The sequence below is a fragment of the Pseudomonas sp. AO-1 genome (genome assembly GCF_019775695.1).
GTDB classification, from domain to species: Bacteria; Pseudomonadota; Gammaproteobacteria; order Pseudomonadales; family Pseudomonadaceae; genus Aquipseudomonas; species Aquipseudomonas parakoreensis.
On record NZ_CP079947.1, the window covers coordinates 5,803,507 to 5,819,391 of the forward strand.

Annotated in this window: 11 protein-coding genes and 1 rRNA gene; 9 read left to right on the forward strand and 3 right to left on the reverse strand. The window is 59.5% G+C overall.

Going from position 1 to position 15,885, the window contains the following annotated elements; translation table 11 throughout:
* Nucleotides 1-42 precede the first annotated feature (42 nt).
* The 3 genes from KVQ82_RS26485 to KVQ82_RS26495 all read right to left on the reverse strand — a co-directional run bounded on the left by KVQ82_RS26485 (nucleotide 43) and on the right by KVQ82_RS26495 (nucleotide 5,130).
* Nucleotides 43-1,579, reverse strand: a 16S ribosomal RNA gene (locus KVQ82_RS26485).
* Nucleotides 1,580-2,210: 631 nt separating this feature from the next.
* A complete protein-coding gene (locus KVQ82_RS26490; RefSeq protein WP_041067919.1) occupies nucleotides 2,211-3,704 on the reverse strand; it encodes a CoA-acylating methylmalonate-semialdehyde dehydrogenase in 1,494 nt (497 codons plus the stop codon).
* Nucleotides 3,705-3,780: 76 nt separating this feature from the next.
* Complete coding sequence (locus tag KVQ82_RS26495; RefSeq protein WP_041067922.1) at nucleotides 3,781-5,130, reverse strand: aspartate aminotransferase family protein; 1,350 nt, start codon at nucleotides 5,128-5,130, stop codon at nucleotides 3,781-3,783.
* Nucleotides 5,131-5,268: 138 nt separating this feature from the next.
* Between KVQ82_RS26495 and KVQ82_RS26500 the strand changes: the two genes are divergently transcribed.
* The 9 genes from KVQ82_RS26500 (at nucleotide 5,269) to KVQ82_RS26540 (ending at nucleotide 15,785) form a co-directional block, all read left to right on the forward strand.
* On the forward strand, nucleotides 5,269-6,189 hold the full coding sequence (locus tag KVQ82_RS26500) for a LysR family transcriptional regulator (protein WP_007968115.1): 921 nt from the start codon (nucleotides 5,269-5,271) through the stop codon (nucleotides 6,187-6,189).
* A gap of 129 nt (nucleotides 6,190-6,318) precedes the next feature.
* Nucleotides 6,319-7,707, forward strand: coding sequence for a uracil-xanthine permease family protein (locus KVQ82_RS26505; protein ID WP_222016694.1), 1,389 nt, complete (start codon nucleotides 6,319-6,321; stop codon nucleotides 7,705-7,707).
* Between the two features lie 87 nt (nucleotides 7,708-7,794).
* Nucleotides 7,795-8,445, forward strand: coding sequence for a TetR/AcrR family transcriptional regulator (locus tag KVQ82_RS26510; RefSeq protein ID WP_027613646.1), 651 nt, complete (start codon nucleotides 7,795-7,797; stop codon nucleotides 8,443-8,445).
* A gap of 7 nt (nucleotides 8,446-8,452) precedes the next feature.
* A complete protein-coding gene (locus KVQ82_RS26515) occupies nucleotides 8,453-9,034 on the forward strand; it encodes a YigZ family protein (protein WP_222016696.1) in 582 nt (193 codons plus the stop codon).
* A 604-nt stretch (nucleotides 9,035-9,638) separates the two neighbouring features.
* Nucleotides 9,639-11,186 carry an ABC transporter ATP-binding protein gene (locus KVQ82_RS26520; protein ID WP_222016698.1) on the forward strand — a complete coding sequence of 516 codons (1,548 nt, stop codon included), beginning with the start codon at nucleotides 9,639-9,641 and terminating at the stop codon, nucleotides 11,184-11,186.
* Nucleotides 11,187-11,200: 14 nt separating this feature from the next.
* Nucleotides 11,201-12,307, forward strand: a complete 1,107-nt coding sequence (locus KVQ82_RS26525) for an ABC transporter permease (RefSeq protein WP_222016700.1) — start codon at nucleotides 11,201-11,203, stop codon at nucleotides 12,305-12,307.
* Nucleotides 12,307-13,233 carry an ABC transporter permease gene (locus tag KVQ82_RS26530; protein ID WP_003221385.1) on the forward strand — a complete coding sequence of 309 codons (927 nt, stop codon included), beginning with the start codon at nucleotides 12,307-12,309 and terminating at the stop codon, nucleotides 13,231-13,233. Before KVQ82_RS26525 ends, KVQ82_RS26530 begins: the two co-directional genes overlap by 1 nt.
* Nucleotides 13,234-13,481: 248 nt before the next feature.
* On the forward strand, nucleotides 13,482-14,168 hold the full coding sequence (locus tag KVQ82_RS26535; protein ID WP_095667619.1) for an SDR family oxidoreductase: 687 nt from the start codon (nucleotides 13,482-13,484) through the stop codon (nucleotides 14,166-14,168).
* A gap of 258 nt (nucleotides 14,169-14,426) precedes the next feature.
* Nucleotides 14,427-15,785 carry an 8-oxoguanine deaminase gene (locus KVQ82_RS26540; RefSeq protein WP_108181598.1) on the forward strand — a complete coding sequence of 453 codons (1,359 nt, stop codon included), beginning with the start codon at nucleotides 14,427-14,429 and terminating at the stop codon, nucleotides 15,783-15,785.
* Nucleotides 15,786-15,885 lie beyond the last annotated feature (100 nt).

Genomic DNA, 15,885 nt, shown 5'->3' on the forward strand with positions numbered 1-15,885 from the left:
GCAATTCGTGTGGGAACTTATGGAGCAGCTGATGTCGTCGATTAAGGAGGTGATCCAGCCGCAGGTTCCCCTACGGCTACCTTGTTACGACTTCACCCCAGTCATGAATCACACCGTGGTAACCGTCCTCCCGAAGGTTAGACTAGCTACTTCTGGTGCAACCCACTCCCATGGTGTGACGGGCGGTGTGTACAAGGCCCGGGAACGTATTCACCGCGACATTCTGATTCGCGATTACTAGCGATTCCGACTTCACGCAGTCGAGTTGCAGACTGCGATCCGGACTACGATCGGTTTTATGGGATTAGCTCCACCTCGCGGCTTGGCAACCCTCTGTACCGACCATTGTAGCACGTGTGTAGCCCAGGCCGTAAGGGCCATGATGACTTGACGTCATCCCCACCTTCCTCCGGTTTGTCACCGGCAGTCTCCTTAGAGTGCCCACCATAACGTGCTGGTAACTAAGGACAAGGGTTGCGCTCGTTACGGGACTTAACCCAACATCTCACGACACGAGCTGACGACAGCCATGCAGCACCTGTCTCAATGCTCCCGAAGGCACCAATCCATCTCTGGAAAGTTCATTGGATGTCAAGGCCTGGTAAGGTTCTTCGCGTTGCTTCGAATTAAACCACATGCTCCACCGCTTGTGCGGGCCCCCGTCAATTCATTTGAGTTTTAACCTTGCGGCCGTACTCCCCAGGCGGTCAACTTAATGCGTTAGCTGCGCCACTAAGAGCTCAAGGCTCCCAACGGCTAGTTGACATCGTTTACGGCGTGGACTACCAGGGTATCTAATCCTGTTTGCTCCCCACGCTTTCGCACCTCAGTGTCAGTATCAGTCCAGGTGGTCGCCTTCGCCACTGGTGTTCCTTCCTATATCTACGCATTTCACCGCTACACAGGAAATTCCACCACCCTCTACCATACTCTAGCTTGCCAGTTTTGGATGCAGTTCCCAGGTTGAGCCCGGGGATTTCACATCCAACTTAACAAACCACCTACGCGCGCTTTACGCCCAGTAATTCCGATTAACGCTTGCACCCTCTGTATTACCGCGGCTGCTGGCACAGAGTTAGCCGGTGCTTATTCTGTCGGTAACGTCAAAATTGCAGAGTATTAATCTACAACCCTTCCTCCCAACTTAAAGTGCTTTACAATCCGAAGACCTTCTTCACACACGCGGCATGGCTGGATCAGGCTTTCGCCCATTGTCCAATATTCCCCACTGCTGCCTCCCGTAGGAGTCTGGACCGTGTCTCAGTTCCAGTGTGACTGATCATCCTCTCAGACCAGTTACGGATCGTCGCCTTGGTGAGCCATTACCTCACCAACTAGCTAATCCGACCTAGGCTCATCTGATAGCGCAAGGCCCGAAGGTCCCCTGCTTTCTCCCGTAGGACGTATGCGGTATTAGCGTTCCTTTCGAAACGTTGTCCCCCACTACCAGGCAGATTCCTAGGCATTACTCACCCGTCCGCCGCTGAATCCAGGAGCAAGCTCCTTTCATCCGCTCGACTTGCATGTGTTAGGCCTGCCGCCAGCGTTCAATCTGAGCCATGATCAAACTCTTCAGTTCAAACATCTTTGGGTTTTTAAGAAACCCTAAACTTGGCTCAGCAATCGTTGGTTACATCTTTGATTTCTCGCGGAGTAACTTGTGATGCTGATAATCTTGTTGACTATCAGTCTGACTCCACAAGCACCCACACGAATTGCTTGATTCAGTTGTTAAAGAGCGGTTGGTTAAGATCTTTCATCTCAACCGAGGCGCGCATTCTACAGCAGCCTCATTTGCTGTCAAGTGATTATTTTCAGAAGTTTTCGAAGAATTCTTCAACAACTTCAACCACTTGCGCTTCCGATCTCTCGTTAGCGGGAGGCGAATTCTACAGCGTTACACGCTGCTGTCAACACCTCTTTTTCTCCGCTTTCGACCGAGAAGATCGAACCGTCAAAAGAGCCAAACATCACCGCTCTTTCAACTCCTTCCAGGCTTCGATTAACTGAAGCGAACTGCTGTCGAAATCCGCGCAACTCATTGAATCTCAAGGAGTTTTCCGTTTCGACTGCGCCGGAAGTGGGGCGAATTATAGACCTCCAGAATCTGCCGTCAACCGCTTTTTTTCATATTTCTGTCATATCGGTCAAAAACACCCGAAAACACCAAGGCCGACCTCTAGAGGTCGGCCTTGGTCATGCCCTGCTACTTACAAGCTAGGGAAAGCGAATTGCGAAGCCTCATGGCTCGCACGCTGCGGCCAACGCTGAGTGATGGCCTTGCGACGGGTATAGAAGCGCACACCATCCGGACCATAAGCATGAAGGTCGCCGAACAGCGAACGCTTCCAACCACCGAAGCTGTGGTAAGCCACCGGTACCGGCAGTGGTACGTTGACGCCGACCATGCCGACTTCAATCTCGTCACAGAACAGACGCGCCGCTTCACCGTCACGGGTAAAGATGCAGGTGCCGTTACCGTATTCGTGATCGTTGATCAGCTTCATCGCCTCTTCCAGGCTATTGACACGAACCACGCACAACACCGGTCCGAAGATCTCTTCCTTATAGATGCGCATTTCAGGGGTAACGTTGTCGAACAGGCAGCCGCCGAGGAAGAAGCCCTCTTCGTTACCCGGAATGCTCAAGCCGCGACCATCGACGACCAAGGTCGCGCCCGCTGCCACACCGTCATCGACATAGCCGCTGACCTTGTCCCGCGCCTGACCGGTTACCAGTGGCCCCATGTCGAGACCGCACGAAGTGCCGGCACCGATTTTCAGCGCCTTGATCTGCGGAACCAGTTTCGCCACCAGCGCATCCGCTACCTGATCGCCGACACACACCGCGACCGAAATCGCCATGCAGCGCTCACCGCAAGAACCATAGGCCGCGCCCATCAGCGCGCTGACTGCGTTGTCCAGATCCGCATCCGGCATCAGCACCGCATGGTTCTTCGCCCCGCCCAGTGCCTGAACGCGTTTGCCGCGCTTGGTACCTTCGGCATAGATGTATTCGGCAATTGGCGTCGAGCCAACAAAGCTCAGCGCTTTGACTTCCGGCGCTTCAATCAGCGCGTCCACTGCAGTCTTGTCGCCATGCACCACGCTCAGCACGCCTTTCGGCAAACCGGCTTCCAGCAGCAGTTGGGCGATCAGCAGCGTCGAGCTCGGGTCACGCTCGGATGGTTTGAGAATGAAGCAGTTACCGCAGACGATCGCCAACGGGTACATCCACAGCGGCACCATCGCCGGGAAGTTGAACGGCGTGATACCGGCCACCACACCCAGTGGCTGGAAGTCCGACCAGGCGTCGATGTTCGGGCCGACGTTGCGGCTGTACTCGCCCTTGAGGATTTCCGGTGCGGCGCAGGCGAACTCGACGTTCTCGATACCACGCTTCAGTTCACCGGCGGCGTCTTCGAGGGTCTTGCCGTGTTCTTCGCTAATCAATTGCGAGATTCGCGCTTCGTTCTGCTCCAGCAGTTGCTTGAAGCGGAACATCACCTGGGCACGTTTGGCCGGCGGGGTGTTGCGCCATGCCGGGAACGCGGCCTTGGCGGCGTCGATTGCGTGTTGAATGGTTTCGCGGGTGGCCAGCGGCAGCTTGTGGATCGCCTGACCGGTAGACGGGTTGAACACATCAACCGCGCGACCGTTCTCGGTCACCAGTTCGCCATTGATCAAATGCGGGATAACGCTCATCGAAAACTCCTGAATTCTTGTGTACAGACGCCCGCATGGGGCGCCCGTTATTCGCAGGTATATATAGAGGGAAAAATCAGTCGAGCTTGTTCAGCACTTCGCCAACCGCGTCAAACAGACGATCGAGGTCTTGCGGCTTGCTGTTGAAGGTTGGGCCAAACTGCAGGGTGTCGCCGCCAAAGCGCACGTAGAACCCGGCTTTCCACAGGGCCATGCCGGCTTCGAACGGACGCACAATGGCGTCGCCGTCGCGGGCGGCAATCTGGATCGCACCGGCCAGGCCGTAGTTACGGATATCGATGACGTTCTTCGAACCTTTCAGGCCGTGCAGGGCATTTTCGAAATGCGGCGCGACTTCGGCCACGCTCTGCACCAGGTTTTCCTTTTGCAGCAGATCGAGTGCCGCCAGGCCAGCGGCGCACGCCACCGGATGCGCCGAGTAGGTATAGCCGTGGGGGAATTCCACCGCATATTCCGGCGTCGGCTGATTCATGAAGGTCTGGTAGATCTCGGAGCTGGCAATCACCGCGCCCATCGGGATCGCGCCGTTGGTGACTTGCTTGGCGATGCACATCAGGTCCGGAGTCACGCCAAAGCTCTCGGCGCCAAACATCGATCCGGTGCGGCCGAAACCGGTGATCACTTCGTCGAACACCAGCAGGATGTTGTGTTGATCGCAGATCTCGCGCAGACGCTTCAGGTAACCCTGAGGCGGAACCAGTACACCAGCGGAGCCGGCCATTGGCTCAACGAAGACCGCCGCGATGTTCGATGCATCGTGCAGTTCGATCAGCTTCAACAGTTCATCGGCGAGGGCGATGCCGCCCTGCTCCGGCATGCCACGGGAGAATGCGTTGCTGGCCAGCAGCGTATGCGGCAGGTGATCGACGTCCATCATCGCCTGGCCGAACAGTTTGCGGTTGCCGTTGACGCCGCCGAGGCTGGTGCCTGCGATGTTCACGCCGTGATAACCGCGGGCACGACCGATCATTTTGGTCTTGGTCGACTGACCTTTCAGACGCCAGTAGGCACGGACCATTTTCACCGCGGTGTCGGCACACTCGGAGCCGGAGTCAGTGAAGAACACGTGGTTCAGGTTGCCCGGGGTCAGATCAGTGATTTTTTCCGCCAGTTGGAATGACAGCGGATGGCCGTACTGGAAGCCCGGCGAGTAATCGAGGGTGCCCAGTTGCTTGGCGACCGCTTCCTGGATTTCCTTGCGGGTGTGCCCGGCGCCGCAGGTCCACAGACCGGACAGCGAATCGTAGATCTTGCGGCCCTTGTCATCGAACAGCCAGCTGCCTTCGGCCCCCACGATCAGACGCGGATCGCGCTGGAAGTTGCGGTTGGCGGTGTACGGCATCCAGTGCGCGTCCAGCTTCAGTTGGCTGGCCAGTGGCGACGGCGCGTTTTCAGGCATGTTCATCGGGCAAAACCTCGCAGGGCATAAGCATCAGGGAGATAAAAAGCGTTGTTGCAGCTAAATTGCCACGCGGATAAAGTCGGTGAAATCCAACTTTTCTAACCTTCAGTTAGAAGCCTGCTAAACAATGAGAACAACAGCATGAGCAGTCGCCGCCCCGATCCGCTGGCCCAAGTCAGTGATTTTGATATTCGCCTGTTGCGGATTTTCCGCAGCGTGGTGGAGTGCGGCGGCTTCTCGGCGGCGGAAACCGTGCTCGGCATCGGGCGCTCGGCGATCAGCCAGCAGATGAGCGATCTGGAACAGCGTCTCGGCCTGCGTCTGTGCCAACGTGGCCGCGCCGGATTCTCGCTGACCGAAGAAGGCCGGGAGGTTTATCAATCGGCGCTGCAACTGTTAAGTGCGCTGGAAAGTTTCCGCACCGAGGTCAATGGATTGCACCAGCACCTGCGCGGCGAACTGATCATCGGCCTGACCGACAACCTCGTCACCCTGCCCCACATGCGCATCACCCATGCCCTCGCCCAATTGAAGGAGCGCGGGCCGGACGTGCAGATCCAGATCCGCATGATCGCCCCCAACGAAGTCGAACAAGGCGTGCTCGACGGCCGCCTGCATGTCGGCGTGGTGCCGCAGGCCAGTGCACTGTCGGGGCTGGAATATCAGCCGTTGTACAGCGAGCGCTCGCTGCTTTATTGCGCAGTGGGTCATCCGCTGTTTTATGTCGATGACAAGCAACTGGATGACGAACGCCTGAACAGTCAGGACGCGATTGCGCCGACGTTCCGTTTGCCGGCGGAAATTCAGGCGCATTACCAGGCACTCAACTGCACCGCCAGCGCTTCCGACCGTGAGGGCATGGCGTTTCTGATTCTGACCGGGCGTTATATCGGTTATCTGCCGGATCACTACGCCAGTCTGTGGGTGCAGCAAGGGCGCTTGCGTGCGCTGAAATCGACGACGCGTTTTTATGACTTGAGCCTCGCATCGGTCACGCGCAAGGGGCGGCGCCCTCATTTGGTGCTGGAGAGCTTTCTGGAGAGCCTGGCGGCGACGCGTTGAAAGCAAGATCAACAGATCGCAGCCTCCGGCAGCTCCTACATTTGGCAATCGCAATCCCTTAAAGCTGAGCAAGTGGACAGGTTTTTGCAGTGAAGGGTGAACTCGATCCCTGAACAAGAAGCCAAACCCATGCAGCCAGATTCTGAACCGTCCAGCGACCTGATCTACGGCCTCGACGACCGCCCAAAACCACCCGCCGCAATCCTCGCCGCCCTGCAACACGTGCTCGCCAGTTTCGTCGGCATCATTACCCCGCCGCTGGTGATCGGCTCGGCTCTCGGCTTGACCGCGCACTTGCCGTATCTCATCAGCATGGCGTTGATGGTTTCAGGGGTCGGCACCTTTATTCAAGCGCGGCGACCGTTCGGCATCGGCGCCGGGATGATCTGTTTGCAAGGCACCAGTTTCGCCTTCCTCGGCGCAGTGCTGTCGGCCGGGTTTCTGGTCAAGCAGCGCGGCGGCAGTCCGGAGGACATTCTGGCGATGATCTTCGGCGTGTGCTTCTTCGGCGCCGTGGTGCAGATCGTCCTCAGCCGTTTCATCGGTCAATTGCGCCGGGTCGTCACGCCGCTGGTGACCGGGATCGTCATTACTCTGATCGGCATCAGCCTGATCAAAGTCGGCATTACCGATCTGGGCGGTGGTTTCAATGCGCCGGACTTCGGCGCCCCGGGCAATCTCGCGCTGGGGGTGTTCGTGTTGCTGACGATCATCCTGCTCAACCGTTCGAACACGCCGTGGGTGCGGCTGTCGGCAATCATCATCGGACTGCTGCTGGGCAGTCTGGCCGCGTGGTTCAGCGGGAAACTGGTTCCGCAGGCATTGCCTGACTTGCCGCTGGTGAGTCTTCCTGCACCGTTCAAGTTCGGATTCAGCTTCGACTGGACGGCGTTCCTGCCGGTCGCGCTAATTTATCTGATCAGCACCATCGAAACCGTCGGCGACCTCACCGCCAATTGCATGCTCGCCCGTCAGCCGATCAGCGGCCCTTCTTATATAAGTCGACTGCGCGGTGGCGTACTCGGTGACGGCGTCAGCTGCATGATCGCCGCCACCTTCAGCGCCTTCCCCAATACCACGTTTGCGCAGAACAACGGCGTGATCCAGTTGACCGGCGTCGCCAGCCGCTACGTCGGTTTATACATTGGTGCGATCCTGTTTTGTCTCGGCCTGTTCCCCATGATCGGCGCGGTGCTGCAGCAGATCCCCAAACCGGTGCTCGGTGGCGCCACCCTGGTGATGTTCGGCAGCGTGGCGGCGGCCGGGGTGCGGATTCTCGCGCAGTCGCCGCTGGACCGACGCAGCATGCTGATCATCGCCACCTCGCTCGGCGTCGGCCTGGGCATCGCCGCGCAACCGAACCTGCTGCACCTGTTGCCGAAACTGGTGCAGAACCTCTTCGACTCGGCAATTACCAGCGGTGGCCTGACCGCGATCATCCTCTGCCTGTTGCTGCCGGAGGCGAAAACCTCGACCGTCGAATCCGGCGCATCGTTGAACAAGATCGAACAGGCATAACGGTTTTATTGCATCAGGACTTGTCGGATGCCTGTGGGTGCGTTATCAACGCAACTGGTTGCACCCACAGACAAACCGGAAGTGCCTATGACCTTTGAAGTCCCAGCCCATGGCGGCAAACCCGCCAGCCGCATTCGTCAGAAGAACGAAGAGACCATCCTCAAAGCCGCCGAAGACGAGTTCGCCCGTCACGGGTACAAAGGCACCAGCATGAACACCATTGCGCAGAATGCCGGGCTGCCCAAGGCAAACCTGCATTACTACTTCACCAACAAGCTTGGGTTGTACGTGGCGGTGCTGAGCAACATCATCGAGCTGTGGGACAGCACCTTCAATACCCTGACCGCCGAGGACGATCCCGCCGAAGCGCTGACCCGCTACATTCGCGCCAAGATGGAATTCTCCCGCCGCCAACCGCAGGCCTCGCGGATCTTTGCGATGGAAGTGATCAGTGGCGGCGAATGCCTGACCGAGTATTTCAACCAGGATTACCGCGCCTGGTTTCAGGGGCGCGCGGCCGTGTTTCAGGCGTGGATCGATGCCGGCAAGATGGACCCGGTGGATCCGGTGCACCTGATTTTCCTGCTATGGGGCAGCACCCAGCATTACGCCGACTTCGCCACGCAGATCTGTCGTGTCAGCGGGCGCAGCAAGTTGACCAAGCAGGACATGGAAGACGCCGGCAACAACCTGATCCGCATCATTCTCAAAGGCTGCGGCCTCACCCCGACTATTTAAGACGTTTATGCCTTTCACCCTCAGCGGTTTTTGCGAGTACCGCGAAGAGATTCGCAAAAGCCGCTTCATCACCTTCGCCGCGCCGATCGCCAGCCCCGCCGACGCGCAGGCGTTCTTCGAACAGCACAGCGACCTGAATGCCTCGCATAACTGCTGGGCGTGGAAACTCGGGGCGCAATACCGCAGCAACGACGATGGCGAACCCGGCGGCACTGCCGGACGGCCGATTCTGGCAGCCATCGAGGCGCAGGATTGCGATCAGGTCGCGGTGCTGGTAATCCGCTGGTACGGCGGCATTCAACTGGGCACTGGCGGTCTGGCCCGGGCCTATGGCGGCGGCGCTAACAAGTGCCTGCAAGTGGCGGCGAAAGTCGAGTTGATCAGCCGTGTGCCGCTCAGTTGTGCCTGCGGCTTTGCCGAGCTGGCGCTGGTGAAGCTGCGGGTGGCGGACCTGGGTGGGTTGGTCGTCGAAGAAAACTTCACCGCCAATGGTGTTGAATTGCAGTTGGCGGTGGGTGAGGCGCAGATCGATTTGCTGCAAACGCAATTGGCGGATTTGAGCCGTGGGCGGATTGTGCTGCAGCGTTAGATGAGCAAAAGATCGCAGCCTTCGGCAGCTCTACACAGGACTTTGCGTTTCCCTGTAGGAGCTGCCGAAGGCTGCGATCTTTTAGGGCATCGACGGATTTCTTTATTCCAGCAACTTGCCCACATCTGCTGTGCACCCGACTGTGGATAACCTGAGCACATCTGGCTGTAACCCTTCTGTCACGTGGCTTTGCGCGATTTGCTCACTTTTCGTCCACTCCACCTGAAAAAAGATTAATCCCGCGTAAAAACAAATAGTTAGCGCTGTTTATCACCAATGGAAGATAGCACCGCTGCGCTTATGCCAAGGATTCCCAATTGCACACAAATACTGTGGAGCAACCTGTGGATAACCCGTTCATGGCTGGCGCAGTCGCAGGGTCTGCATAGGCCCCACGCATTTGCTCGTTTTTTGATCAGTTGCCTACGGGCAAAACTGGAGCCTGATCAACGGCTTTGCTCTCAATTGGTGCCGTACCTCCCGAACATTTGCCCTTCGACGCTCTACAGTAACCGTTGCCGTACGAGGGCCGCCAAGGTTCCTGACTCAATGGCCAGGAAATTGCTTTATCCACAGGCATAACTCCAAGCCAGTCGAGCCTGTCATGCCAAGCCCAGATTCAACACCGCGCCTGCAACTGCGCCAGATCAGCAAACGCTACCCCGGTTGTCTGGCCAATGACGCCATCGACCTGAGCATCGCGCCCGGAGAAATCCACGCCCTGCTCGGTGAGAACGGCGCGGGCAAAAGCACGCTGATGAAGATCATTTACGGCGTGACCCAGGCCGATGCCGGCGAAATGCTCTGGCAAGGTCAGCGGGTGAATATTCGTAATCCGGCGCAGGCCCGGCAGTTGGGGATCGGCATGGTGTTCCAGCATTTCTCGCTGTTCGAAACCCTCAGCGTCGCGCAGAACATTGCCTTGGCGATGGGCGCCAGGGCCGGCACGCCGAAACAACTGGAGCCGACAATTGCCGAAGTGTCGCGCCGCTACGGCATGGCGCTGGAGCCGGAGCGACTTGTCCACAGCCTGTCGATCGGCGAGCGGCAACGGGTGGAGATCATTCGTTGCCTGATGCAGGACATTCGCTTGCTGATTCTCGACGAGCCGACGTCGGTGCTGACGCCGCAAGAGGCCGAGGAATTGTTCATCACCCTGCGCCGTCTCGCCGCCGAGGGCTGCAGCATACTGTTTATCAGCCACAAACTCGCGGAAGTGCGCGCGCTGTGCCATAGCGCCACGGTTTTGCGCGGCGGGCGGGTCGCCGGGCATTGCGAGCCGGCCGAATGCTCGGATCAGCAGTTGGCGCAAATGATGGTCGGCGAAGCGGCGGCACTGATCGGCGAATATCCGAAGGTCAGCGGTGGCGCGGCGTACTTACAGGTCAACGGCTTGAGCTGGCACAACCCCGATCCGTTCGGCTGCTCGTTGAACGACATCAGCCTGCAAGTACGCAGCGGCGAAATCGTCGGTATCGCCGGGGTCGCGGGCAATGGCCAGGATGAGTTGCTGGCGCTGCTCAGCGGCGAGCAAACCCTGCCCCGCGACAGCGCGACATCGATCTGTTTTGCCGGGCAAGCGGTCGCCGCTTTGCGCCCGGATGCGCGGCGCCAACTCGGACTGGCGTTCGTCCCGGCAGAACGCCTGGGCCATGGCGCGGTGCCGGAATTGAGCCTGGCCGACAACGCCTTGCTCACGGCTTTTCAACAAGGGCTGGTCAGCAACGGTTTGATTGAGCGCGGCAAAGTCGAAGCCCTCGCCCAGCAGATCATTCAGCGTTTCGGGGTGAAAACGCCCGATAGCCAGACCGCCGCGCGCAGTCTTTCCGGCGGCAATTTGCAAAAATTCATTCTTGGCCGGGAAATCCTCCAGCAACCGAAACTGCTGATCGCCGCGCACCCGACCTGGGGCGTGGACGTGGGCGCCGCCGCGACCATTCACCGCGCGCTGATTGCCCTGCGCGATGCCGGCGCGGCGATTCTGGTGATTTCCGAAGACCTCGACGAACTGTTCCAGATCAGCGACCGCCTCGGCGCCCTGTGCGCGGGGCGTCTGTCACCGCTGCGAAACACCACCGACACCCTGCTGAGTGACGTCGGCGGCTGGATGGCCGGGCAATTCAACGACGCGCCTTCATCGGCCACGCTCTGACGGAGTTTCCCCCTATGTTGCTTTCCCTCGAACCCCGTGGCCAGCAATCGCGCCTGATGCTGTGGTGCTCGCCGTTGCTGGCGGCGCTGCTGACATTGGGTTGCGGCTCGCTGCTGTTCATCGCCCTCGGCCATGACCCGCTGCAAACCCTGCACACGCTGTTGATCGCGCCGATCAGCGACCTGTATGGCGTCTCCGAATGGTTGGTCAAAGCGCTGCCGATCCTGCTTTGCGCACTCGGTCTGGCCGTGGCGTATCAAGCGCGAATCTGGAACATCGGCGCTGAAGGTCAGTTGCTGTTCGGCGCGCTCGCCGGCAGTGCGTTGGCGGTGAACATCATCGATATGCAAAGCCATTGGGCACTGGTGCTGATTCTGCTCACCGGTACTTTCGCCGGTGCCGCCTGGGCCGGCCTGACGGCGTGGTTGCGCACGCGCTTCAACGCCAACGAAATCCTCACCAGCATCATGCTCAACTACATCGCACTGAACCTGTTGCTGTTCTGCGTGCACGGGCCGCTGAAGGATCCGGCCGGCTACAACTTTCCCGAGTCGGCGATGTTCGGCGACGCCAGTCGCCTGCCGCTGCTGATGGAGGATGGTCGGGTGCATGCCGGGGTGTATTTCGCCTTGCTCGCGCTGGTCGCGGTGTGGGTGTTGTTGCAGAAAAGCTTCGTCGGTTTTCAGATCAAAGTGCTCGGTCTGGATAAACGTGCGGCGGGGTTTGTCGGCTTTCGCGAGAAACGCCTGATCTGGCTCGCGCTGTTGATCAGCGGCGGTTTGGCCGGGCTGGCCGGGGTCTGCGAAGTGACCGGGCCGATTGGGCAATTGGTGCCGCAAGTCTCGCCGGGCTATGGCTATGCAGCAATCACCGTGGCGTTTCTCGGCCGGCTGAATCCGATCGGCATTCTGTTCTCAAGCCTGCTGATGGCGTTGCTGTACATCGGCGGTGAAAGCGCACAAATGACCCTCAACCTGCCGCAAGCCATCACCCAATTGTTTCAGGGAATGATGCTGTTTTTCCTGCTGGCCTGCGACGTGCTGATTCTCTATCGGACACGCCTGAAACTGCGCTGGGCACGGCGCACCTCGACCACCGCCGTAACCGCCGGAGCGCTGTGATGGATATCGATCTGCTGAGCAATATTTTCTACGCCATGGTGCGCTGCGGCACGCCACTGCTGTTGGTGGCACTGGGTGAGTTGATCTGCGAAAAGAGCGGCGTGCTCAACCTCGGCCAGGAAGGGATGATGCTGTTTGGCGCGGTGATCGGTTTTATCGTCGCCCTCAACAGCGGCAACCTGTGGCTCGGCGTGTTGTTGGCGATGCTTGCGGGGATGCTGCTGTCGTCGCTGTTTGCCTTGGTGGCGCTGGTGTTCAATGCCAATCAGGTGGCGACCGGGCTGGCGCTGACGATCTTCGGCGTGGGCCTGTCGACCTTCGTTGGCGCTGCATGGGTCGGCAAGCCACTGGCTGGATTCGAACCGTTGGCGATTCCTTACTTGAGTGAGATTCCGCTGATCGGCCGCATGCTGTTTGCCCAGGATCTGCTGGTGTATCTGTCGTTCGCGCTGTTTGCGCTGGTGGCGTGGGTGATCATCAAAAGCCGTGTCGGCTTGATCATTCAGGCAGTCGGCGAGAACCCGGACGCGGCCAGTGCGATGGGCCTGCCGGTGCTGACCGTGCGCACGCTGGCGGTGCTGTTTGGCGGGGCGATGGCCGGGTTGGCCGGGGCGTATCTGTCGCTGGCGTACACGCCGATGTGGGCCGAGAACATGACCGCCGGACGCGGCTGGATTGCCTTGGCGCTGGTGGTGTTTGCCAGTTGGCGGGTATGGCGTTTGTTGCTCGGGGCATATCTGTTTGGCCTCGCCAGCATCCTGCACCTGGTGGCGCAGGGCTTGGGGCTGGCGATTCCGTCGAGCCTGTTGGCGATGCTGCCGTATGTGGCGACGATTGTGGTGTTGGTGCTGTTGTCACGGGATGCCGTTCGGACTCGATTGTATGCGCCGGTGTCGTTGGGGCAGCCGTGGCAGGCCGGGCATTAGGGTGGTGATGTCACTGGCCTCATCGCTGGCAAGCCAGCTCCCACAGTGGCGGTATTGTCTACATGATTGGCGAACACCGCTGAGCGGCCTGCGAATTTGAGAAGCAAGCATGCTAAAGCCTGGAGTATGCTCCGGGGTCAACAGCTCTTTTGAGAGCCGGTTCGATGTGTTGCGACGAGCGTTGCAACAACGACTCGGTCAGGCGTGTCCATTGAATCCGTGAACCGTAACTTTCAAGGAATTCCGTCATGTCCCAGGCAAAACACGCACTGATCATCGGCGCCTCCCGCGGCTTGGGCCTCGGGCTGGTGAAAACCCTGCTGGCCGACGGCTGGCAAGTGACCGCTACCGTGCGCAATCCGCAAAAGGCCGAGGCGCTGCAAGCGCTGGGCAAGGTGCGGATCGAGAAACTCGACATGGACGATCAACAAGCGGTGATCGCCCTGAGCCAACAGCTCAAGGGCGAGACTTTCGACCTGCTGTTCGTCAACGCCGGGGTCAAAGGTCCGGAGGTGCAAACCCCGGGCGGCGCGACCCTGGCCGAAGTCGGCCAGTTGTTCTTCACCAACGCCGTAGCGCCGATCAACCTGGCGCAGCGCTTCGTCGGGCAGATCCGCGACGGCAGCGGCGTGCTGGCGTTCATGAGTTCCGGTCTGGGCAGCGTGACCGTACCGGACGCGCCGGAGCTGGCGCTGTACAAGGCGAGCAAGGCCGCGCTGAACTCCATGACCAATAGTTTTGTCACCCAGTTGGGCGAGCAGAAACTCACCGTGCTGTCGCTGCATCCGGGCTGGGTAAAGACGGACATGGGCGGTGAAGGGGCTGACCTGGATGTCGAGACCAGCACCCGTGGGCTGATTGATCAGGTGAATGCGTACACCGGCAAGGGTGGGCATTACTTCATCAACTACAAGGGTGAAACCATTCCCTGGTAAACACTGAAGATCCCAATGTGGGAGCGAGCCTGCTCGCGAATGCGGTGTGTCAGACCATGGATGTATCGACTGATACGACGCCTTCGCGAGCAGGCTCGCTCCCACAAGGGTTGTGTGGTGAATGGTCGGGTTGGGCTTGCCCGATCCGGCGATTTGTTTGAAACTCCGCACCTCGTCCATAGCGGCGACCCTGGATCAGCAGACAGGGCAACACTGAGCTGGCAACCCTGAACCCCACTTTCAGAGGAGCCGGCCACAATGCCTGCGACCCGTACCTGGTTAAAAAATCCCCTCGCCATTTTCACGGCCAACGCGCTCGATGCCCGTGGCGGTCTGGTGCTGCAAGACGGCGTGATCGTCGAAGTGCTGGCGGCCGGTCAGCAACCGTCCGCGCCGTGCAATGAAGTGTTCGATGCCCGCGAGCATGTGATCCTGCCGGGCCTGATCAACACCCACCACCATTTCTATCAAACCCTGACTCGCGCCTGGGCGCCGGTGGTCAATCAGCCATTGTTCCCGTGGTTGAAAACCCTGTATCCGGTGTGGGCGCGGCTGACCCCGGAAAAACTCGCCCTCGCGACGAAAGTGGCTTTGGCTGAATTGCTGCTGTCGGGTTGCACCACCGCCGCCGACCATCATTACCTGTTCCCGGACGGCCTGGAAAACGCCATCGACGTGCAAGTCGACACCGTGCGTGAACTGGGCATGCGCGCCATGCTCACTCGCGGCTCGATGAGCCTCGGCGAGAAGGACGGCGGCCTGCCACCGCAGCAGACCGTGCAGGAAGGTCAGGTGATTCTCGACGACAGTCAGCGTCTGATTCACGAGTACCACGAGCGCGGCGACGGTGCGCAAATCCAGATCGCTCTGGCGCCTTGCTCGCCGTTTTCGGTGACCCCGGAAATCATGTCGGCCAGCGCCGAACTGGCGAATAAACTCGACGTGCGTCTGCACACGCACTTGGCGGAAACCCTCGACGAAGAGGATTTCTGCCTGCAGCGTTTCGGCCTGCGCACCGTGGATTATCTGGACAGCGTCGGCTGGCTCGGCCCGCGCACCTGGCTGGCCCACGGCATCCACTTCAACCCGGACGAAATCGCTCGCCTCGGCCAGGCCGGCACCGGTATCTGCCATTGCCCGAGTTCGAACATGCGTCTGGCCTCCGGCATCTGCCCGAGCATCGATCTGACCGATGCCGGCGCGCTGTTCGGTCTCGGCGTGGATGGTTCGGCCTCGAACGACGCGTCGAACATGATCCTCGAAGCGCGGCAGGCGTTGTACATCCAGCGTCTGCGTTACGGCGCGGAGAAGATCACCCCGGAACGCGTGCTCGGCTGGGCAACCAAAGGCTCGGCGAGCCTGTTGGGGCGTACCGACATTGGTGAGCTGGCGGTGGGCAAGCAGGCGGACCTGGCGCTGTTCAAGCTCGATGAGCTGCGCTTCTCGGGCAGCCATGATCCGATTTCGGCGCTGTTGTTGTGCGGTGCCGATCGTGCCGATCGGGTGATGATTGGTGGCCAGTGGCGGGTGATTGATGGCCAGGTTGAAGGACTGGATCTGAAAGGCCTGATCGCCGATCACAGCCAGGCGGCTCGGCAGTTGATCGCCGGTACCTGATCCCCCGCCGTTCAAAACTGTGGGAGCGAGCCTGCTCGCGAAGAGGGGGTGTCAGACAACATGTTTGTTGAATGACACACCGCTTTCGCGAGCAGGCTCG

What these genes read in the sequence shown, in the direction of transcription:
- KVQ82_RS26490 (WP_041067919.1), bottom strand. Translation starts at nt 3,704, where the DNA reads ATGAGCGTTATCCCGCATTTGATCAATGGCGAACTGGTGACCGAGAAC.
- KVQ82_RS26495 (WP_041067922.1), bottom strand. Translation starts at nt 5,130, where the DNA reads ATGAACATGCCTGAAAACGCGCCGTCGCCACTGGCCAGCCAACTGAAG.
- KVQ82_RS26500 (WP_007968115.1), top strand. Translation starts at nt 5,269, where the DNA reads ATGAGCAGTCGCCGCCCCGATCCGCTGGCCCAAGTCAGTGATTTTGAT.
- KVQ82_RS26505 (WP_222016694.1), top strand. Translation starts at nt 6,319, where the DNA reads ATGCAGCCAGATTCTGAACCGTCCAGCGACCTGATCTACGGCCTCGAC.
- KVQ82_RS26510 (WP_027613646.1), top strand. Translation starts at nt 7,795, where the DNA reads ATGACCTTTGAAGTCCCAGCCCATGGCGGCAAACCCGCCAGCCGCATT.
- KVQ82_RS26515 (WP_222016696.1), top strand. Translation starts at nt 8,453, where the DNA reads ATGCCTTTCACCCTCAGCGGTTTTTGCGAGTACCGCGAAGAGATTCGC.
- KVQ82_RS26520 (WP_222016698.1), top strand. Translation starts at nt 9,639, where the DNA reads ATGCCAAGCCCAGATTCAACACCGCGCCTGCAACTGCGCCAGATCAGC.
- KVQ82_RS26525 (WP_222016700.1), top strand. Translation starts at nt 11,201, where the DNA reads ATGTTGCTTTCCCTCGAACCCCGTGGCCAGCAATCGCGCCTGATGCTG.
- KVQ82_RS26530 (WP_003221385.1), top strand. Translation starts at nt 12,307, where the DNA reads ATGGATATCGATCTGCTGAGCAATATTTTCTACGCCATGGTGCGCTGC.
- KVQ82_RS26535 (WP_095667619.1), top strand. Translation starts at nt 13,482, where the DNA reads ATGTCCCAGGCAAAACACGCACTGATCATCGGCGCCTCCCGCGGCTTG.
- KVQ82_RS26540 (WP_108181598.1), top strand. Translation starts at nt 14,427, where the DNA reads ATGCCTGCGACCCGTACCTGGTTAAAAAATCCCCTCGCCATTTTCACG.